We start from the raw sequence: 19986 nt of genomic DNA, 5'->3' as shown, positions 1-19986 counted from the left end.
GTGCATACATGGCTGGTGGACCTGGACGCGAACGAACCGGTCTGGGCAGCTGAGGGCGCCCTGACGGAGGCGGAGCGGCGGCGCGGTGCCCAGTTCGCGGACACGCTCCTGACACGCCGTTTCCTGCGTTCCCGGCTGGCCGTGCGCCGTCTACTGGGGGAGCGGCTGCGCGTTCCGCCGGCTGAGTTACGCATCGCGTATCTGCCGGGCGGCAAACCGTATCTGCCGGACCATGCGGGGCTGCACATCAGCTGGTCGCGTTCGGAGGGCCTGCTGCTGCTCGGGGTGTCCGGCAGCGGGCCCATCGGCGTGGACATCGAGTGGCAGCGGCCGGTACCGACTCCCCTGGACGTCCTCGCCACCGTCTACCCTGATCTTCCGGCCGCCGCCGGCCCCGAGTCGTTCCTCCCCGCGTGGACGCTCCTGGAGGCGGCGGTCAAGGCGACTGGCCGCGGCCTGCTCCGCGGCGCACGAGATGTTGATCTTCTGTTCGAGGCCACTGGTGAGGTCGCCCTGCGCGGCATCCGCGGCGAAGGATCGGACGCCTGGTCTGGCCGTACGGATGTGCTGCCCGCGCGGGGCGGCGCACCCGCAGCTGTCGTAGCCGTCGTCGTCCGGGGCGAGGTGGCCAGGATGCTCGCGCCTCGCGGTAGGACGGACCGGCACGCACAAGTCTGCTGAATCCCGGCCGGTGCGGCCCTCATCGGGCTGCCGCCCTTCAAGTGCTGTGCTCGACGGTCCGGGCGAGGATGCCGAGCGTGGCGCGGAGCACAGATTCCTGGAGCGCGCAGTAGCGCCTGTGGGATTTCGACGAACTGTGCCAGCATGGTGCCTACACAGGCCCATGTCGGCGTGTGTCGACTACCTCCACGAAGCCCGCACCGCCTACCGCAACGGCCACCGGGACAAGGCCTGGCCACCCAGGCCGGCGATCTGGACCTGGCCATCCCGAAGCTGCGCAGCAGCAGCTTCTTCCCCAGCCTGCTGGAACGGCGCCGCCGCATCGACCAGGCACTGTATGCGGTCATCATGGAGGCGGACGTGCACCGCCCGGATGTGATCGTTCGCGATACACGAGGAACTTTGTGGAGATTGCATAAGTGTCCTTGGCGGTAAGCTTGGCCCCGGAGAGAACTGCGCCTGCAACCCCACGATCGCTTCATGGACATCCCTTCGGCGGCTCTGTCGGTGGACAGCCGGTGGACAGACGCCTTTGGACAGTGCATCACGGGGTAGCACGGGTCAACCTGTTGCACATACTCTGATCAGGCAGAACGTCACCATGCAGCACGACGAGGCACCAGGCAACACGATCACTCATGGTCTCGTAATGCGTAGGTCTCGGGTTCGAATCCCGAAGGCGGCTCCGAGGGAAACCCCAGGTCGGGCCTTTGACCTGGGGTTTCTTCCTTCGGGTGACCTTGAATTCCGGGTGAATCGGATATGTGTGACCTGCGCATCGCAATGCGTAGGTCACAGGTTTACTCGCAGTCGTCGATGTGTGGTCGCAAGGCTGTGATCTGCTGTTTTGATCGGCTGAGCCCCGAAATTCGCCTGGTGCGTGATGTCTCGGTGGACAGCCGGTGGACAGCTGTGCGTGATGAAGCGTCAGACATGGACGCGGGACGTCCGAGTCCTGGCGCCGGTTGTGTCGTCCGTGAGCTGGGCTTGGCGATCTTGGGTTTGTGCTTTCCCGACAGATGCCCGTGCCATACGCTCCCGCATCACACGGCGGGTAGCTCCGCGTCGCGGCACTCAGGCATGGCCCCACTGCCGCAGTTGCGCCGGCCTCCGCTCGGCGGCTTAGGCCCGAGCGAAGCACCTGAGTAGTCGAACGCGTGATCCACTTTTGGTGAAGCGCAGATCTGGGCCAGTGGTGTACCTGATACTGCATGAAATTGGCGTGCCTGTTGGGCCGTTGCGGCACGCTAGGGGTGGAACAGCTCGGGAGAGCCAGTGCAGCTGACCTGTGCCAAAGTGACGAACTTCCGCGCGTTGCAGGACGTAGAGGTGAAGATCGACAAGAAGGCCACGCTCGTAGTGGGCCGGAACAACAGCGGCAAGACGTCCTTCGCCAACCTCTTCGACAAGTTCTTTGGCAGCGACGACAGCAAGTTCGTCCTGGAGGACCTGTCCGTCAGCAAGATCAAGGGGATCAAGTCGGCCGTGGAGGCCTACCGCACCGCCCGGGCCGTTCCGGAGGACAGCAGCGAGACCCGCGAAGAGCAGTTGAAGGCAGCTGAAGAGCTCATCCCTGCCATCAGTCTGCAGGTCGTCATCGCCTACACCGTGGAGGACGACCTCGCCTTGCTGTCCGGGATCATCCTGGACCTGGACGAGGATTGCCTGGAGGCCCGGCTCGAAGCGGTCCTGAGTGTGAAGCGGCCGCGCGACCTTCTCGAGCAAGTGGACGCTGCCCTGACCCGGCAAGGCCCGGCCTTCGACTGGGGCAAGTTCCTCCGCAAGAATTTTTCCACCTTCTACGCCCCCTCCTACTGGGCTGTCTCTGCCCTGGACCCGAACGTCCGCCGGGAGATCACGCCGGCTGCGGCGCGCAGGGTGCTGTCGGTAAAGTCCATCCACGCCCAGCCCCGTATCGACGACGTCCCCGCAGACCGGGCCCGCACGCTGTCCAAGACCTTCGAGACCTTCTACAAGGCGAACAGCGCCGACGAGGAACGCAATCAGAACATCGAGGGCATCGAGCAGGCGCTGGCCGTCGCTTCGAAGAGCATCGACACCAACTACGGCCTGTTGTTCCGACCCATCCTCGACGAACTGCGGACCTTCGGCGTAGGCACTATCGCTCCGCTGCAAACGCCGGAGATCATCTCGCTGATCGAGTCCGGGGATATCCTCCGCGGCAGCACCCGCATCCAGTACGCCTCACCTGGGAGCGACCATCCGCTGCCTGAGGGGCACAACGGCCTCGGCTACAGCAAGCTCATCAGCACCGTGGTCCAGGTCATCGGCTTCTACCACGCCTACCTGCGCTTGAAGCCCCGACCGGCCCTGCAACTGCTCTTCATCGAGGAACCCGAAGCCCACCTGCACCCCCAGATGCAGGAAGTCTTCATCAGCAACATCAACCGCCTCTTGGAGAGAGAAGAGTGGGCCGTCCAGGCGGTCCTGACCACCCATTCCTCGCACATTGTCGCGAGTAGCGGCTTTGGTGCCGTGCGCTACTTCGACTGCAACGGCCCCTCCCTCAAGGTCAAGGACCTCTCCGACTTCGAGCACACCACCAAGCAGCAGACCAATGGGAGGACGACCCTTCAGTTCCTCGCCCAGTACATGCACACGCACCGCTGCGACATGTTCTTCGCCGACCGCATCATCTTGATCGAGGGAACCGCTGAACGGCTCCTCCTCCGCGCCATGATCAGCAAGTGTGCGCCGGAACTGGCAAACCAGTACATCTCGATCATTGAGGTCGGTGATGCATACGCCGCCCGGTTCAAGACTCTCCTGGAGTTCCTCGGCGTCCCGGCGCTGGTAATCACCGACCTCGACTCGGTCGACCCCGCCACCAAAACACGCTGCGCACCCGACACCGGCGGCGCCCTCACCTCCAATGCCACCCTCAAGGATTGGGTGCCGAAGCTCAGTGAGGTCAAGGCGCTCCTGCAGGCCCCGGCAGAGGCGAAAGTCTGCGGTAACGTACGCGTCGCCTACGAGATGCCGGAAGCGGACGGGGGGCCGTGCGGGCGCAGTTTCGAGGACGCCATGATCATCGCCAACGCCGACATGTTCGCTCGCAACCTGGGCACCCTGGCCCTCAAAAACGCCTTCACCAGCGAGGTCGGCATCATGCCGAGCCCCGAGGCCATCGCTGCCGCCGCCTTCCCCATCGCCGAGCGACTGAGCCGCAAGAAAACCGACTTCGCGTTCGACATGGTCCTCACGGAGGGCTGGACGGTCCCCCGCTATATCCGGGAAGGCCTGCAGTGGCTGATGAGGTAGAAGTCCGCGAAGGTATCCGCGCCGCCCTCGACGCCCGGAGCAACTTCCTCGTGGAAGCCGGGGCCGGCGCCGGCAAGACCACGGCCCTGGTGGAAGCCCTTCTCTACCTGCTCGACACCCGGCGGTCCGCCCTGGAGCAGGCCGGTAAGCAGATCGCCTGCATCACCTACACCAACGTGGCCAAGCACCAGATCAAGCGGCGCATCGCTGACGACCCCCTGGTGTACGTTGGCACGATCCACGAGTTCCTGTGGAGTCTGATCCAAGATCATCAGCGCGAATTGCTGGACGCTCTCATCGAGTACAACCAAGGCTTGCCGCGCCCCCAGGACATGGCAGAACTCGCTTCCGGCCTCCGGATCGAGTACCACGATCGGGGCCGGCGCTTCGCCGACGGGAAAATCTCCCACGACGAGGTCCTCGCGCTCGCATCCGCACTGATCGGCTCTCACTCCAAACTCGCGAGGATCATCGCCCACCGCTACCCGGTGGTCTTCGTCGACGAGTACCAGGACACCTTCCCTGCCACCGTCACCCTCCTCTTGGACCACATCGCCACGGCGACCGGACCCGCCTGCACCGTCGGCTTCTTCGGCGACTCCATGCAGAAGATCTACAACACCGGCGTCGGCGCCCTGGAGCGGGACGACCTGATCACGCTCACCATGCATGGCAACCACCGCTGCGCGAAGCCGATCGTCGACGTCCTGAACAAGATCCGACCCGACTTGATCCAGCAACCGGACCCGGACAAAACCGCAGGCGAGGTCCGCCTGATTCTCAAGTTGCCCGGCGCTGAGGACGAGGACCCGATCCAGCGGGCCCGGACAGTGCTCGACACCTGCGGCTGGCCTGCGACGGGGGTCAAGTACCTGAGCCTGACGCACCGCAGCATCGCAGCCGCTCATGGCTACCCCAACCTCCTCCAGCTTTACAGCAAACGAGGGAGTCATGGGAGGGACGACCTTCTGGAGGGAACCGAGCCCTACGCCCAGTTCATGAAGAACATCGAGGAACTGTGCGCCGCGTACGAAGCCCAGGAGTACGCCCACCTCACCACCCTGCTCGGCACAGGGCCCCTCACCATCCGCAAGCACTCGGACAAAGCCAAGATCAACGGCATACTCCAGGAGATCACCGCAGTCCGGGCCACGGGCAGCGTAGGCGACGTCCTTGACGCCGTCACCCGCGCCAAGCTGATCACTCCGCCGGGCAGGGTCAAATCCATCGAACGCACCATCGGCGCGAAGGACCTCGACGAACGTGCCCAAAGAGACGCCGACTTCGCGGCTGGCCTGCGCGCCATCAAATACCAGGAGGTCGTCCGTCTCACCGAGTACCGCAACGAGCTCACCCCCTTCTCGACCCAGCACGGCGTCAAGGGCGACGAGTTCGAGAACGTCGTGGTCATGATCGACGACAGCGCATGGAACCAGTTCAACGTCGACCGGATGCTCACCGGAGACGACCACCGTAAGGAACGAGCCTCCCGTTCCCGCAACGTCTTCTACGTCTGTTGCTCCCGGGCCGTCAGTCGCCTAGCGGTCGTCTTCGTGACTCCGCTGAGCCCCCGCAGCGAAGCAGTGGCACGGGAATGGTTCAGCGGTGCCACCGTCCACGGCTAACGTTCTGACCGCGCAGCGCCACCCGAGCACAAACCGTAGCTATGCCCGATGGGTGTAGCTCTCCTCGGGGGACTGGCTGAGCTGGGAAAGCTCCGTTCCGGTGATGGTGGCGTGGTGGGGTCTCTACCGTGTGGGTGGAGGAGGTGAGGTTGATGGGATCGTTGATCGAGGGAACACCGGGCCACTGCCGCCGTTGGCAAGGTCGGCGACGGCGGCAGCGGCCAGCAGGCAGAACTCAAGGCCGCTGCAGACCACCGCGAAGTCATCGGCGGCGAGACCCTCCCGGGCCGGCCCAGCCAGCACATCCGTGGTCCGCGTCGGATCGGGCACCATGATGGGCCGCGCGCCTGCCGCCCGCGCCGTCGGCGGGCGTCACTGCGCAGGTCACGTCAATACCGGAGCGAACCAGCGGGTGCTCAGCACCTTCGCCCGGCGCGGCGATGGGGCGGAAGGGAACCGGTCTGGACGGAAAAGGCAGTGGACCGTTCCGTCCAGGGCCGCCGGGGCGCCGTCAGTCCGGCGGCCAGTCGCCGAGCGGTGTGCCCGTGGGAAGTTCGGCGCCCACCAGCTGCCACCCGGCCAGCGTTGCCCGCGACGCGGCCAGCGCCCGGCGGCACACGCCGAGGGCAAGCATACGGGCGTCCTTCGCCTGCTCCGCGATCAGGTGCAGCCCGATGACGGAGTAGGGCCGCCCTTGGGATGCACCACGATGTGTTCGAACCGGTCCGCCGTTCGCGCGACGGACCAGACCAGGGTTTCGATACCGGCCAGCAGTACGGCTCCCGGCGGCCCGTTCAGATGGACGTGGATGAGATACACGCCTCGACTCTGGCAACCCCGCCGCGCACCACACCAGCGACCGGCCGGGACGGTTGGGGTGAGGCCTGCCCGCCTGGTGTCCGAGAAGGTGAAGCGTCTTACCGGGCTGCCGCCGTTGCTGATCCAAGCCGGCTCGCACGAGATCGTCTTCGACGATGCCACGGGCTGGCCGCGCAGGCCGTAGCCGCCGACGTCGCCGTCACCCCTGAGGTGCCATCGGGTGTCCCGCACGTCTTCCAGGGGTTCGCGGGCCTCGATGAAGCAGACGCCGCCCCTGCGAGCGCAGGAATCTTCGTACTCTCCCACCCTGACGCCGGAGTGCCCGCATAACGGCGGGACGCCGACCGCGAACCGAGGCCATGGTCGTTCCGGCCCCGCCGTACGCCAGCCGCGCTCTACAGGGCGGCGAGAGAGTCCAGATACTGCTTGGCGTCGAAACCGGCCCCGCCCATCCCCCCGGGAAGCTCGCGCACGTGCGGGCGGAGCGCTCCCGCGAGAAGCTCCAAGACCCGTTCCCGGGGCAGGCCGCGCGCCCGCAGCCGCTGGGCGCTCTCCCAGACCTCCCGAGGCTGATCGGCCCAGAGCTGTTCGACGACATGGACGTGGCACGGATACTCCGCCGGGTCCAGCACCCGGGCAAGGAGTTCGCAGAGCACAATCGCCTCCCGGTCCTTGGGAACGTCGGGAGTCTGCGCATTCAGCCTCGCGATGAGCTCCGGCGGGGTGCCCGGCTCGACGAGCCGCTCTCCCGGGTACGGAACAGCGAAGCTCCTCCGCTCCAGGACGGCTTGGAGGATGTCGCCATCGTGGCCGTTCTCCTGGACGTCCGCGATGTAGGGGCGCATGGGATTGTGGGCCGCGCGGGCAAGCTTGGGCAGCCTTGCGGCGAGCTTGCGCACCTGCCGGGCCACCGCCTTGCGTTCGCCGGCGGGAAGGTATGCCGCTCCCAGCCACCCGAACCACGCCTCCACCGCGGCGGGCAGCTCTTCGAGGAGGGTGTCAGGGGCGAGCAAGGAGGCGGGGAGGAGCTCGCCCAGCAGACGGTCCAGGGTCCTGGGGCCGATACGGCGGGGGTCGCGGCCCATGAAGTCGGCGCTGAGCCGCATCAGGTTGAGAGGCAGGGTGCGAGCTGCGGGGCCGGTGAGCCGCGTACTCTCGGGGGAGGCGAGGAACCGCGCGTGCAGTTTCTCGGCGTCCTGGGCTTGCCACGACAGGGCCGAGGGCGTGTGTACGGTGGAGGTACCGATGGCGAGGACATCGGGGGCGGCCTCGGTCTGGAGCGCGGCCCCGCGGTGCACGGTGAGGCTGAGGGTCTCGAAGAAGTCCCGGTCGGGCCAGCCGCCCCCGGTCTCGGGAGGCCCGTGCCGGTGCTCCAGAAAGGCCAGAGTCGCGTGCCGCAGCGCGTCGTGTGCCTCGCGGGCCGGGATCATCTCCAGAGCGGCCCCCTCCTTACGGGCCTGCTTGCCGAATTCCTCACAGACCTTGTCCAGGCGGTCCTCGGTGACGAGGGTCGAGGACCACAGCGCCCCGTGCCAGCTGTGGTCACGGGTGACGTACAGGGCGTGCTCGGGCCCGTCCTCGGCATACCGGTAGGTGATGAGGAAGTGCTCGGTTTCCCCGAACCGGTCGGTCCACCGTCGGCACGTCCCTGGGGTGACCTGCCCGACGGAGGGCAGCCAGACGGGCAGTTGCCAGCCCGCTCGTGCCGGATCGGCCCCGGCGAGCATCCGGTCCGCAGCAACTCGGGCCGCCGCGGCGATCCTAGCCGGGCCGATCGCTGCGAGCGCGCACAGTAGGGCGTACTGCCCGGGCCTGTCCGCGCGCTCCAACGCGTCGACGAGGTCGAGCAGTACGTCGAACAGTGCTACCGCATCAGGCACCCGGTGCTGGAACTGTCCGATCAGGCCGCTGGCGAAGCTCTCGGCATGCAGCGCGTCCGGCAGGGCCAGGAAGATCCCGCCGCTTTGTTCCGCCATCGCGGCCAGTGCGGCAGCCAGGGCCGGTGCACGCGGCACGGACCGCGCAGAGGCCGCCTGCGCCCGGCGGGCGGGATTGCCGCTGAGGCGGGTCGCCCGAGGAGAGGAGGACGTGGATCGAGTACGGCGGCTCTTCCTGGAACTCACCCGGATCAGCGTAAGGGCTCCGACCTGGACGCGACGCCACGGCGGCCTTCGCCCGCGCGACCACTGCGCCTCCAGGTGTTCATGCTCGACCCACATGCCCTTGCCCGGAGCACCGATCCTCAGGGACCAGTCCCAGCGGGAGCGGATTTCAGGCCGGACTCGTGGGTGGCCGTGGCTGTCGAGGGCTGAGGCTGGGCATACTGGGGGCATGGAGTCTCGGGTGCGGTATGCGGAGATCCGGCCCTACACGGTTCCGGAGACGCTGGAGGAGCTGGCCGGTCCGGCAGCCGGGGTGGTGGTTCTGCCGACCGTGCTGGACTGGACGCCGAAGCGCGTCTACGACCTGTCGGACGACGTCGACCTGCGGATGCTCTATGAAACGATCATCCGGGAGGCCATGCATGTGGAGGAGCTACGGCAGTTCCTGGACCCGGTGCTGCTCTCGGCCGTGTGGCAGAGGCTGTGGCTTCCGCCGCGCGCACGGTTGATGTGGGAAGGGCGATTCCCGCAACTGACCCGCAGGGCTGCGTAGTATCCACCCGTATGGATCCCTTTCACGCCCGACTCGCTCGTATCGGTCTTGAAGCCGCCGCGGGATACGGCTTCGTCCTGGCCGGCGGGTACGCGGTTCAGGCGCACGGGTTCCTGGAACGGCTGTCGGACGACGTCGACCTCTTCACGGACATTGCCGACCCCGTCGCCTTCTCCGAGGCTGTCGAAGCGGTGGCTGCGGCCTACCAGGCGGCCGACCTGACCGTCGAGGTGGAGAAGTCCGCCGGGGTGTTCGCCCGGTTCGCGGTTGCCGACGAACAGGGGCACATGGCGAAGGTGGAACTCGGATGCGACTGGCGGGCTCGACCGCCTGCCGTGCTGGAGATCGGCCCGGTCCTCCACCCCGATGACGCGGTGGCCAACAAGGTGACCACCCTCTTCGGACGGGCTGCGCCACGGGATTACCTCGACGTGAATGCCGCCCTCGCCTCCGGGCGGTACTCGGGTGGGCGGTTGCTGCAGTTGGCGTCGGAGCACGACGTCGGGTTCGATCCGCGTTACTTCGCCCAAGCGCTGCGGGCGGTCGACCGTTGGCCGGACCGGGAGTACGAGGTCTACGGCGTCGATGGCGGCCAGGTGGAGGACATGCGTCGACGGTTGCGCGCCTGGGCTGCCGAGATCCTCGATGAACGGCTCGACGAGAGATGACTCACCCGGCTTTGTTGACCCCGAGCGCCCACAGGCGCGGGCTCCTTTGCCAGCCCCGGGGTCCGGCACCCGGGGGACCACGGTGCTGGAGCCCAGCGAAGGGGTGCTTGTGAAGGTCCTACAGTGACCTCCGTTCGTCTCTCTGAACGGTTGACAGTGTCGTCGCAAGCCCGGCTCCAGTTCCGCCGGTGGGCCGACGGCAACCCCTTCGGTGGACAGCCGGTGGACAGACGCCTTTGGACGGTGCGTCACGGGGTGGCACGGGGCAACCTGCTGTGCGTGCTCTGATCAGGAAAAACGTCACCGGGCAGCATGACGAAGCACTACGCAACACGAATGCTCATGGTCTCGTAATGCGTAGGTCTCGGGTTCGAATCCCGAAGGCGGCTCCATGGGAAACTGCAGGTCAGGCCTCTGGCCTGCGGTTTTTTCGTTTTCTTGACCTTGGAATGTGCGCATGTAGCGCTTCGGGTGCCCGTGCATGGAATGCGTAGGTCAAAGGCTTCACTCTTCGGAATCGGTGATGCGCCTGTGTCGCCGGACGAGGCGGCTGACCTGGTGTTTCTTGAGATCCTGCTGACGCTTCGGTCAGTACCTGCAGGGGTAGGGGTGGCCAAGTGGTGGCCATTCGTGCAACGTCAGTGTCCCGAAGGAGTCCGAGGTGCCGTGAATGAGGTCCGGTGAGGGCGCTGATTTTTGTAGGCAGCGGACAACGTGACGCTGGCGTACCCGGCTTGCGGTGCGAGGCGGGCTCCCATAGCTGCATGCTGCGACTATGGGCGGCGGGCAAGTAGAGGCGAAGCCGTGTGATCGCGGGGATCGTTGTTAGGCCCCGCAGCGCTCGTGGAGGCAGGGGCGGTGCACGTGACGGGGCTGGGTCTTGCCCGCTGCCTGTGCCCGGATTGGGGCGAACGCCGCCTTCATCGCCGAGTGCGCCCCCGCGCCCCCGCGCCCCCGCGCCCCCGCGCCCCCGCGCCGGGGCATCGGCGTGCGGGTGAGGTGGCTGACCGCGTGCGGCGCGGGGTCAGCTGCGGCGGGTGAGGCCCACGCGGCGGCGCAGGTCGTCGGCGTCCGGGAGGGCGTCGGTGTCCTGGCCCTCGAGGTGCATTCGGGCTCGGCGCCATTCGACGTCGTCGAGCAGGGCTTCGACGCGGGCTCGGGGGATGCCGCCGTGGGCGACGGCTTCGGCGGGCGTGAGGCCGTCCTCTTCGCTGGGGTGGAGCAGCATCTGCTCGGCGGCCAGTTCGCGTGAGATGGCTGAGGCGAGGCGGGGGGCATCCTCCGGGACGGGGAGAAAGTAGCTCTCCAGCATCACACGGCGGGGTTCGGAGGGGGGCGGGGTGATCCCGAAGTGGCGCAGACGTACCGCGCGTTCGGAATCGTCGGCGTCTTCGCACTGCGGGTCGCGGCCGGTCTGAGCCAGCATTTCGGCGGCGGTGGTGACGCGGTGCCGCTTCTCCCGCAGACCGGGCAGGATCGTGGCCAGGAGTGCGGTGAGCTGTTCCAGACGCTTGGCGGTGGAGGCCGAGACGGTGAGGGCGCCGCTGCGGGCGATGCTGATGTCGGCCAGGGACAGCAGCTGGTGCCCCTGGCCCTTGCCCACCAGCGTCCAGGAGTTCTCGGAGGTCTGCTGGAGCCAGGATTCCGGCTGGGCCGCCACCCACTGCTGGTAGTCCTGGACGGTGGTCAGCGGGCGCGCGCCCGGCTGTGTGCTGTGCGCGTGCAGCTGTGCGGCCGCGTCGGGCACGCGGGCGTAGGTGACCTCGTGCCACTCGGGAGGGGTGCCGTCGTCGGTGGTGACCTCCAGTGCGCCGTCGTCGGCGAAGGCGCACAGGAGCTGTTCCGTGAAGTGGCCGGTGCTGTCCTGGGGTGCCATAGGGCCTTCGTGGAACAGCGCGGTGAACTTCGCGCGCCGCTCGCGGCCGGGAGCACCCAGGCCGCCCAGCGCGCGCAGCCGTGTCCCGTCGGTGAGGAAGCGGGCGACGACGAGGTCGAGCCGGACCACGGAGAGGGAGAACAACTGGTCGCGCTGTTCCAGCTGCCCAGCGCCGCCGGTCAGGCTGCGCAGCTTGAGGCGCTCCCCGGGGCGTACCCAGGTGACCTCGTAGAGGTCGAGCGGAGTGGTCAGCCACGTGCGCAGCAGTTCGCGCTCGTCGTCGCGGAGCAGGTGGCCGCGGGCGGCGAGGAAGGCGGCGCCCGCGCCGTGGTCGAAGATCAGCGTGTCCGTGCACAGTCCGGCGGCGGAGGGTGCGCCGAGGGCGCAGGTCAGCAGCCGGTCGAGGTGGTGATCGAAGCCTCCGCGCTGGGCGTAGGTGGCGAGCATCGCGTACAGGGCCGGGGCGCGTTCGGGCAGCGGATGGACGGCTTGTGCGCGGTCGGATGCCTGGCAGCAGGCTTTGTACTTGCGTCCGGAGCCGCAGGGGCAGGGCTGGTTGCGGGGGACGCGTCCGGCGGTGGCGGGCGGGGCGAGGAGTGACTGCAGGGGGTGCGGAAGGGGCTCGGCGACGGCGTCGTCGGCGATGGAGCGGGCCAGCTCGTGGGCCCGGACCCAGTCGCCTGCGCACAGCGCGTACTCGGCCGCGTCGCGTACGGCGGGGCGCAATGCCGGGGCGAGGGCCAGGCACTGCTCGGTCAGCGTCCGGGCCCGGTCGGTGTCTCCGGAGCCCTCGGCCATGCGGGCCCGTACGAGCAGCAGGGCCGCTGACCACGCGGGGTCGGTCCGCTCGTCGGCGAGTGTGTTCGTCTCGTCGAGCGCCGTGGCCCAGGGGTGGGCCTGGTCGGATCGCGACTCCAGGGCCAGGGCTTCGGCCTCGCGTGAGACATGGTCCAGGACGACGGGATCGGTCAGACGATGCCGGCGCAGCCTGCTACGCAGCTGTGCCGCTGCCGCGGGCCGGCTCAGCAGCCAGGTGCAGGCCAGTACGTCGGCGACGTCCTGTTCGGAACACTCCCCGCGCGGTCCGAGATGCCTGCTCAGCAGGGACCGGAGGGGGAGCCCGACCGCGGTGTTGCGGCGGACGGCGGCGTCGAGGTCGCCGGTGTGCACCGCCTGGGCGACCTTGCGGAGAGCCGCAGGTACTGCGGGCGGGTTCGGGTGAGTTGTGCTGCTGCGCATGCAGTTCAGGCTATCGGCCGTGGTTGGCCGAAGAACCCTCTTCCCCCCTCCGCACCGTCAGGTGGCCTCGCTCCCCGTGGAGGCGGGGCGGAGGCCGGTGGCAGGGTCGGCGAGATGGTGCTCCCCGCGTCTCCACGTCCCCGCTGCCACGCCGGCGGCGCCTGGCTGGGTGAGGGCAGCCTGATCCGCGAGGCCAAGATCGACAAAATCCCCGGTGTCCTCGCCTGCGGCCGCCTCGACCTGGGCAGCCCGCCCGTCACCGCCTGGGAGCCCGCCCAGGCCTGGACCGGCGCGGAACTGCGGCTTGCCCGCCAGCTGAGGCGAGCCGGTGGGCGAGCCCTCCCGCACGCAGGTGCTCAACGCCCTTGCGGTATTCGCGGGGGCTGACGACCGGGTCGACATCTGCGCGCCGCTTCCTTGCTGTTCCCCTGAGCTCAGGCTGCCGCAGCCCTGTCCGGCGTCCTCGGCCGGAAGGGTGGCTGAGGTTCCCCGTTTCCCGGAGGCCTGGACGCGCGCGGGGAGGCCGGGCCCGGGGTCGGAGTCGCGCCCTGGTTGGCATTGAAATATGTCGCCCACGCCATATACGGTGGAGGGGTGAGCGAGCTCTATCAGGTCGAGCTGGAGCCGGAGGTCGCCCAGTGGCTCGACGGCCTCTCGGACAAGCACTTCGGGAAGGTCGATGACGCCTCGGGGCTGCTGGCCGAACTCGGTCCCGCCATGCCCATGCCATTGGCCCGCCCCTTGCGGGACGGGGTCTGGGAACTGCGGCTGGTGCTCGGCGACATCGACGCGCGCATCACCTACTGGATCGCGCCGGACCGTCGGATCGTCTTCTTGACGTGGTTCCGCAAAACCCAGCAACACGAGGAGAAGCAGATCGCCCGCGCGGTCCTCGCCCGCAAGCAGTGCGAGGCCGAACACGGCCCAGCGGATGCCGACTTTCACCGGAGTGCGAGTAACGGAGGGATGCCATGAGCGGCCACACCAGGATGCAGGCCCTGCGTGAGAAGCGGATCCGGGAGGGGTACCCCGAGTCCGAGGAGCGCGCTCAGGAGCGACGCGAGAACCTGCTGGCGATGGCACTTGCTGTGGTGGTCTATGACCGCCGCAAAGAACTCGGTCTGACCCAGGCCGAGGCCGCCGAGAGGTGCGGACTGGACCAGGCGAAGATCTCGCGTATCGAGGGAAGCGACGCGGTCCCCACCCTCACGCTGTTGTACAAGCTGTCCAAGGGGCTTGACGCCACCCTGCGCATCGATATCGACGTCGCCGACGACGAACCGAAGATCACGCTGACCCCGCACGATGCCGCTGCGTAGTGTCCTGCGGCGTGTGGCGCAGGCCATACTGTGGGCAGGAACGTACCATGGCAATTCCGTCCCAACTCGCTGATGGCAATAGGAGCAGGTACGGGGGCAGCGCTCGGCGGCGGGGCCGCCGTCGGCGCTGCGGGAGTGATCCCGCCGGTCCGGACGGTTTGGCGGCCGGCGCACCCAGCGCTCCGGCATCCCGGGCAGCACGCCAGTCGACGATGTGGGAGTGGTACAGACCCTCCCGGCGCAGCAGCGCGCCCTTCGCCCCGGGCTCGGTCAGCCGCTCGTACTCCTCCACGACCCGAAGCTTGTACTCCGCGGTGAAGGACTGCCGCTTTGGCCCGCCCGCACGGGGGCCGCGCTTCTTCTTGCCCACGGCCCCATCATCGGCCACACCGGCCTGAAGGTCGGCACCGCTCAGCGTCACGTTCGAAAGATCCTGTTCTCGCCCCACTGACAACAGAAGACTCGATTGTCCTCATGTCTCACGAGAGTCTGACAGGGAGGGTTATCGCAGGAGGTCTGTGGGAGGCCGACAACCCTGGTGAACCCGCTTCTTGTCGCCAGTGGTGCCCTTCCCGGTGGCCAGCCGGTGGCCGGACGCCTTTGGATGACGTAATACGAGGTAGCACAGAGCAACCAGCGCACATGCTCTGATCAGGCAGAACGTCACTCAGCAGCACGACCAGGCACTACGCAACATGATCCCTCATGGTCTCGTAATGCGTAGGTCTCGGGTTCGAATCCCGAAGGCGGCTCTTTTTGAACCCCAGGTCAGGTCTCTGACCTGGGGTTTTCTGCTATTCATGTTGCGTCGTCCGGGCTGGACTGCGGCGGTTGACCTGCGCAGGCGCAATGCGTAGGTCGGAGGTTGTGGCGGTGTGGTTCCCCGGGGCGTGTGTGCGGACGCCCCTCTGACCCTTGTGGTTTCGAGAGTTCGCCGCTGCCTGATCGGTTCTGGTTGGCAATGGAGTGCGGGAGGGGAGCGCGTTGGTGCAACTGCAGTGCGGCAGCCGGCGTTGATGGCGGGTGTCCGAGCGGGAAGTGCTGACTTCGGCCAGGTTGTCGATGTCGCACAATCCTGTGCAGGAAGGTGGGTGCGGTTCCGTCGGCCCGGTGGTGCCGTCCGGGGTCAGGGCGGGGGTGTGAGTGCGTACGCGCTCTTCAATGGGCACACCGCCTGGAAGCAGCGGCACTGGTGTTCGCCTCGCGGGATCCGGAGTCGGTATGGCAGCTCGATGTGGCGAATAAGTCCAGCTATAATAACTGCATCTATATGTGGGAGCTGGTGCTGTGGACAAGCCCGCCGAGATGTTCGACCGTGTCTTCGAATGGGCCGAGCTGACCCGGTTCGCCACCCTGCCGGGCCCGCGGGCCACGCTGGGTGTGGTCTCCGGTCGCCGCCGGCAGGGCAAGACCTTCCTGCTCGACGCCGTCGCTCGTGCCAGTGGCGGCTTCATGTTCACCGCCACCGAGACCACCGAGGCCGACGCCCTGCGTCAGTTCGGTGAGGCACTCGCCCGTTATCGCGGGCAGCCCACTCCGTTCCGTTTCGCGCACTGGGACGAGGCGGTCGCGGAACTCATGCGCATCGCCGACGCCGACGGCCCCACCGTGGCGGTAATCGACGAGTTCCCCTTCCTCGCCAAGGCATCTCCCTCCCTGCCTTCGATCATCCAGCGCGCTCTGGACCCTGCTGCCCAGCACACCAACACTCCCGTGCGTCTGCTGCTGTGCGGCTCCGCGCTGTCGTTCATGGGCCGGTTGCTGTCCGGCAATGCTCCGCTGCGTGGCCGAGCCGGACTCGAACTCGTGGTTCCGACCCTGGACTTCCGGCTCGCGGCCGAGTTCTGGGAGATCGACGACCCGCGCACGGCGTTGCTGACCAATGCCATCGTCGGGGGCACCCCCGCCTACCGCCGTGAGTTCACCCAGGGGGACACCCCTGCCGGGCCGGACGACTTCGATGCCTGGGTCGTGCGTGCGGTGCTCAACCCGGCGCGTCCGCTCTTCCGGGAAGCCCGCTACCTTCTCGCCGAGGAGCCCGAACTTCACGACACCGCGTTGTATCACTCGGTACTGGCAGCCATCGCCGCCGGTAACGCCGCTCGTGGCGGCATCGCCGACTACCTGGGACGCAAGTCCACCGACCTCGCCCACCCGTTGAGCGTTCTCCAGGACGTCGGCATGATCACCCACGAAGCCGATGCCTTTCGCCGCAACCGCTCCGCCTACCGCATCGCCGAACCGCTCGTCACCTTCTACCACGCGGTCATGCGCCCGGCCTGGGGCGATCTGGAACGCCCCGGGCGGGCGCCCGACGTATGGCGCCGAACCCAGTCCACCTTCCGCAGCAAAGTCGTCGGTCCGCACTTCGAGCAGGTCTGCCGGGAATGGGCCCGCTGGCATGCGGCACCCGACACCCAGGGAGGGCACGTCACACGCGTCGCCGGCGGGACCGTCAACGACCCGGCTGCCAGGACCAGCCACGAGGTTGACGTCGCAGTCCACGGCGAGAGCCAAGAGGGTCGCCAGGTGCTGCTCGCCATCGGCGAAGCGAAGTGGAGTGAGGTGATGGGAGCCGGCCACCTGGAACGCCTCCGGCACATCCGTTCCCTCCTGATCAGGAGCGGTACGGCTACCGAGGCAACGAGGCTCTACTGCTTCAGCGGCACCGGCTTCACTGATGAGCTGAATCACCTCGCAAAGAACGACCCCATGATTCAACTGATCGACCTGCCCCGCCTGTACCACGGAGAGTGACTCTCGATATGTAGCGCGGGGGCCGGGTTGGTCGCACCGGCTGACGGGCCCCTATGAGGAGTTCGGGCTCTTCGGAGAGCAGGTCGCGGGCTCCTACGCCCATGCGCGATACGTCGCCGGACGGTCAGGGTGAGCGCGGGCAGCCACTACGACATGCCGGCGGCGAGCCGTTGATCCTCGGCCGAGAGCGGTGCGTCGCAGTTCGGCGGTAGCGTGGAGAGGCGAGCAGGGCTGCGGTCAGGCGGGGCGGATCTCATGCGGATGCGGTACGAAGCCGGGGTCGAGGAGGAGTTCGAAGCGGCGTGCGGGCTGTTGGTCGACAAGCTGGTCCGGTGGGCCACGGAGCAGGGGCTGCCGGTGGACCCGTTCATGGCCGAGGCGGCGTCGGACTACCGGCACCGGGCCGACCGCCGACGGTCGGCTCGGGTTGTGGGAGCCACGGCGCTCGATGACTCCCTCGACGCGGTGGACGCGGCCGAGGAACGGTATCCGGAGGCGATGGCGGACCCCAACCGCCTGCGGGCCTGCCGCAGGAACTCGCGGAGCTGCTGAGCGTCATGGGGGCGGCAGCGGATCCGCCGGCGGCGCGGGAGCGTGACCGCCGCCTGCGTGAGGAGCTGACCGCCGGGCCCGTCGAACTCATCCGCCTCACCGAACGCCGAGGCGCCTTTCGGCGCTTCAAGGATGTCCTCGCCCGTGACGAGTGCGCCTGGCGTCGGTTTCACCGGCTCAGCGGTGAACGACGGCTCGGACCGGCCCGCGCCTGGCTGGCCGAAGAGGGCTGTCGTCCAAGGCTCCCGGTCGGCGGCGACGGGTAGGGCGGCCCAGGCCCTCGGCCAGGACGGGCGGGGTGGCCCCGACGCCGTGATCCGACGGTCCACCGGGCCCGTGCGGTCCTCTGAGCGCCTGGTCGGGGATGCTCCTCTCATGCCGCCGAGGGGCCGATCGCGCTGCAGAAGTGCGGTGGCAGCTGCTCAGCCGAAGAGCGGCGAAGCAGCTGCCACGAGAGCTGCGGTCAGCGTCGGAAGCCGCGCCCCGGGTCCCGGGCGTCCGGGTATCCGAATGGCTCGAACCAGGCTGCGGTGCGCAGGTCTCCCATGCCGAGGCGCTGGTTCACGTCGCCGTCCGGGTCCTCGATGCCGTCGAGGCGTGCATCGAAGAGCATGAGGACGTCGTGGTCCTGGAAGAACAGGTCGGAGCAGGCGTCCCAGTCGTAGTCGTCGCGGTGCTCGGGCAGGGTGCCGTGTGCGGTGTCGCGGGTGTCGATGTCGTCCAGGTAGCCGGGCGCGTCCTCGATCGCCAGGTGCAAGGCCATTTCCTCAGCGGTGCATGAGGGTTGGGGCCATCGACCGTGTTCCAGGTCGTCGGTCAGGTCGTCGAAGGCTCGTGCCATTCGGCGGCGCCAGTTCCGGTCGGCGGACCAGGTGAGGGAGGGCAGGCGGGTGAACAGCTCCCAGTCGCCGGGCTGTTGCTTGGTCACGGGCTGGTCCCGTAGTTCGTCGGCGTCGTCGTAGGCCTGGTCGGCCAGAACGCTCAACGCGGTCAGGAGTAGGTCGGCGGTGCGCGGGGTGAGTTGCCAGCCGCAGTTCTCGCAGTCCTCGTCGCCGCAGGAACACTCCTTGACCGGGAAGAGGGCGACCAGGTCGGGCTGCTCCTCGTCGGCTGGCGTGTCGGGGACCGCACGGCGCAGCCGCCACCCGTGGTGGAAGTGGACGGTTACCGGGACAGGGCTCCAGTCGGTGAGTTCGTCACCATGCCCTGCGCGCAGCAGTCCTGCCTCGCTCTGGTCTTCCAGGGTGTCGGCACCGGTGATCCAACTGCCGCTCTCGGTCAGGGTCATCACGGCGCCGACCAGATCGCGTGGATCGTCCGCGTCCAACTCGGACGCGGGCAGCGGCTCCCAGCCTTCGTCGATCGCCGCACGTATGAGCGCGTCCTCGTCGGTGATGTGGAACTCGCGCAGATGAGTGATGCGTACGACCTTGCCCGGCAGCTCCTTCAGACGCGCGCCGTCAGGCGTTTCTGACCCCGGTGTGGTGGGGGCCTCGTCGACTTGCGCGTCCTCGTCCTCTCCGAGCTCTTCGTCAGGTGGGCAGAATGTCGTGCCTGCGGGGGCGGGCCATGCTCCTGAGGCTGCGTGGGCCGTCGCCGCGCGCAAGGAGCTGGCGGGGGCGTCGGGCAGCGCGGCGGCCAGAGCGTTCAGGTCCTCCATGACGACGGCGGTGTCGCGGGAGGCCAGTGCGCGGCGCAGCAGCTGGACCGCTTGGTAGGCGTGGTGCTTGTCCTTGCAGGTCAGCACTGCGGTGAGGGAACGAGCGCCGTGGTAGGGACCGATCAGGGCCATGACGCGGCTCTTGCTGGGGCTGTGCTCGCACAGGAAGTCGACGACTGGAGTGGGTTCGGGCTCGGTGGCCATGCGGGAGACTCCGGGGACGCGTTGGGTGCGCAACCTTGCGGATGCGCAAGCGAGAAGGGAATTTCCGCTGGTGAGCGCGGTACTGCCGCACTCCCGGACGGGGAAGTAGGTGAGCTGCGGCTGGTGCCTCCGGTGCTACCGGTGGTCCGGGCCGTGCGGAAAGCCAGCGTACGGCAGTGCACTGACATCGGGCGCCCAGGTGGGTGGACAGAGCTGTGCTGAGCGGCAGCGAGCCGGAGGCTGCCGCTGCCCCGGCGCCACACTGCTGGCGGATTCTGTGGCTTTGCGGCCCGGGCACGGCAGGTGGCTGATGCCTCGCGGGGTACGGATCATCTGTGATCACCAAGCTTTCCGACGCATCCCGTGGGCTGACGCGTGAGGAACTGCTGGCGCTGCCCGCGGCCGTGGACTTGGAGACGGCGAACCGTGCGCTGTCCCTCAGTCGTACTACGGGGTATGACCTGGCCAAGCGTGGCCGGTATCCGTGCACGGTCCTGCGGCTGGGCAACGCCTACCGGGTTGTCACCGCTGACTTGCTCAAGCTGCTCCACATTGACGTACCGGAGCCCGACGGCGTCGATGAGCCGACGGCTGTCACGCCGGAGGCGGAAGGAGGCCGTCTCTCGTTGAGCTGCTGTTGTTGCTGCTG

16 protein-coding genes and 2 pseudogenes are annotated in these 19986 nt (G+C 68.0%); 13 read left to right on the top strand and 5 right to left on the bottom strand.

The annotated features are described in order from the left end of the window. The 4 genes and pseudogenes from GFH49_RS29365 to GFH49_RS29350 all read left to right on the top strand — a co-directional run bounded on the left by GFH49_RS29365 (position 1) and on the right by GFH49_RS29350 (position 5588). Positions 1 to 681, top strand: a complete 681-nt coding sequence (locus GFH49_RS29365) for a 4'-phosphopantetheinyl transferase family protein (protein WP_155059078.1) — start codon at positions 1 to 3, stop codon at positions 679 to 681. Between the two features lie 190 nt (positions 682 to 871). Further along, positions 872 to 1047: pseudogene (locus GFH49_RS29360) on the top strand (transposase); the annotation flags it as partial. Between the two features lie 909 nt (positions 1048 to 1956). Continuing rightward, a complete protein-coding gene (locus GFH49_RS29355) occupies positions 1957 to 3963 on the top strand; it encodes an ATP-dependent nuclease (protein ID WP_155059077.1) in 2007 nt (668 codons plus the stop codon). Further along, a complete protein-coding gene (locus tag GFH49_RS29350; protein ID WP_230396556.1) occupies positions 3948 to 5588 on the top strand; it encodes a UvrD-helicase domain-containing protein in 1641 nt (546 codons plus the stop codon). The genes GFH49_RS29355 and GFH49_RS29350 overlap by 16 nt, the downstream gene beginning before the upstream one ends. Positions 5589 to 6099: 511 nt before the next feature. Here the strand turns inward: GFH49_RS29350 and GFH49_RS41080 are convergent. The 3 genes from GFH49_RS41080 to GFH49_RS29340 all read right to left on the bottom strand — a co-directional run bounded on the left by GFH49_RS41080 (position 6100) and on the right by GFH49_RS29340 (position 8383). Further along, positions 6100 to 6222 carry a hypothetical protein gene (locus GFH49_RS41080; protein WP_268867532.1) on the bottom strand — a complete coding sequence of 41 codons (123 nt, stop codon included), beginning with the start codon at positions 6220 to 6222 and terminating at the stop codon, positions 6100 to 6102. A gap of 26 nt (positions 6223 to 6248) precedes the next feature. Beyond that, the gene (locus GFH49_RS29345; RefSeq protein WP_155059076.1) at positions 6249 to 6407 is read right to left on the bottom strand and encodes a hypothetical protein; all 159 of its coding nucleotides are present in this window, start codon (positions 6405 to 6407) and stop codon (positions 6249 to 6251) included. A 395-nt stretch (positions 6408 to 6802) separates the two neighbouring features. Beyond that, on the bottom strand, positions 6803 to 8383 hold the full coding sequence (locus GFH49_RS29340; RefSeq protein ID WP_155059075.1) for a hypothetical protein: 1581 nt from the start codon (positions 8381 to 8383) through the stop codon (positions 6803 to 6805). 355 nt (positions 8384 to 8738) lie between these two features. On the opposite strand from GFH49_RS29340, the gene GFH49_RS29335 reads away from it, so the two are divergent. Together GFH49_RS29335 and GFH49_RS29330 are read left to right on the top strand one after the other, a co-directional pair. Further along, entirely contained in the window at positions 8739 to 9062 is a 324-nt protein-coding gene (locus tag GFH49_RS29335; RefSeq protein ID WP_155059074.1) for a hypothetical protein, read from the top strand. 11 nt (positions 9063 to 9073) lie between these two features. After that, positions 9074 to 9730 (top strand): nucleotidyl transferase AbiEii/AbiGii toxin family protein, encoded by a 657-nt coding sequence (locus GFH49_RS29330; RefSeq protein WP_155059073.1) that lies wholly within the window; start codon positions 9074 to 9076, stop codon positions 9728 to 9730. 1024 nt (positions 9731 to 10754) lie between these two features. On the opposite strand, the gene GFH49_RS29325 is transcribed toward GFH49_RS29330, so the two are convergent. Further along, a complete protein-coding gene (locus GFH49_RS29325) occupies positions 10755 to 12845 on the bottom strand; it encodes an SEC-C metal-binding domain-containing protein (RefSeq protein ID WP_155059072.1) in 2091 nt (696 codons plus the stop codon). 114 nt (positions 12846 to 12959) lie between these two features. On the opposite strand from GFH49_RS29325, the gene GFH49_RS29320 reads away from it, so the two are divergent. The 6 genes from GFH49_RS29320 (at position 12960) to GFH49_RS29295 (ending at position 17739) form a co-directional block, all read left to right on the top strand. Continuing rightward, positions 12960 to 13232: a hypothetical protein gene (locus GFH49_RS29320; RefSeq protein ID WP_155059071.1), complete on the top strand. Its 273-nt coding sequence runs from the start codon at positions 12960 to 12962 to the stop codon at positions 13230 to 13232. 207 nt (positions 13233 to 13439) lie between these two features. Continuing rightward, positions 13440 to 13820 carry a type II toxin-antitoxin system RelE/ParE family toxin gene (locus GFH49_RS29315; RefSeq protein WP_155059070.1) on the top strand — a complete coding sequence of 127 codons (381 nt, stop codon included), beginning with the start codon at positions 13440 to 13442 and terminating at the stop codon, positions 13818 to 13820. Beyond that, positions 13817 to 14164: a type II toxin-antitoxin system RelB family anti-toxin gene (gene relB, locus GFH49_RS29310; protein ID WP_138053886.1), complete on the top strand. Its 348-nt coding sequence runs from the start codon at positions 13817 to 13819 to the stop codon at positions 14162 to 14164. The genes GFH49_RS29315 and relB overlap by 4 nt, the downstream gene beginning before the upstream one ends. Positions 14165 to 15469: 1305 nt before the next feature. Then, a complete protein-coding gene (locus GFH49_RS29305) occupies positions 15470 to 16921 on the top strand; it encodes an AAA family ATPase (protein ID WP_230396561.1) in 1452 nt (483 codons plus the stop codon). Positions 16922 to 17176: 255 nt separating this feature from the next. Continuing rightward, positions 17177 to 17473 carry a hypothetical protein gene (locus GFH49_RS40540; RefSeq protein ID WP_230396555.1) on the top strand — a complete coding sequence of 99 codons (297 nt, stop codon included), beginning with the start codon at positions 17177 to 17179 and terminating at the stop codon, positions 17471 to 17473. 5 nt (positions 17474 to 17478) lie between these two features. Further along, entirely contained in the window at positions 17479 to 17739 is a 261-nt protein-coding gene (locus GFH49_RS29295) for a hypothetical protein (protein WP_155059068.1), read from the top strand. Between the two features lie 197 nt (positions 17740 to 17936). On the opposite strand, the gene GFH49_RS40535 is transcribed toward GFH49_RS29295, so the two are convergent. Further along, positions 17937 to 19337: a hypothetical protein gene (locus GFH49_RS40535; RefSeq protein WP_230396554.1), complete on the bottom strand. Its 1401-nt coding sequence runs from the start codon at positions 19335 to 19337 to the stop codon at positions 17937 to 17939. A 335-nt stretch (positions 19338 to 19672) separates the two neighbouring features. Between GFH49_RS40535 and GFH49_RS40530 the strand changes: the two are divergent. Then, positions 19673 to 19885: pseudogene (locus tag GFH49_RS40530) on the top strand (hypothetical protein); the annotation flags it as partial. Between the last annotated feature and the right edge of the window lie 101 nt (positions 19886 to 19986).

Source organism: Streptomyces blattellae, assembly GCF_009709555.1.
In the GTDB taxonomy this organism is placed as follows: Bacteria; Actinomycetota; Actinomycetes; order Streptomycetales; family Streptomycetaceae; genus Streptomyces; species Streptomyces blattellae.
Note: the sequence above shows the minus strand (reverse complement) of the source record. Positions and strands in the feature narration are given on the sequence as shown.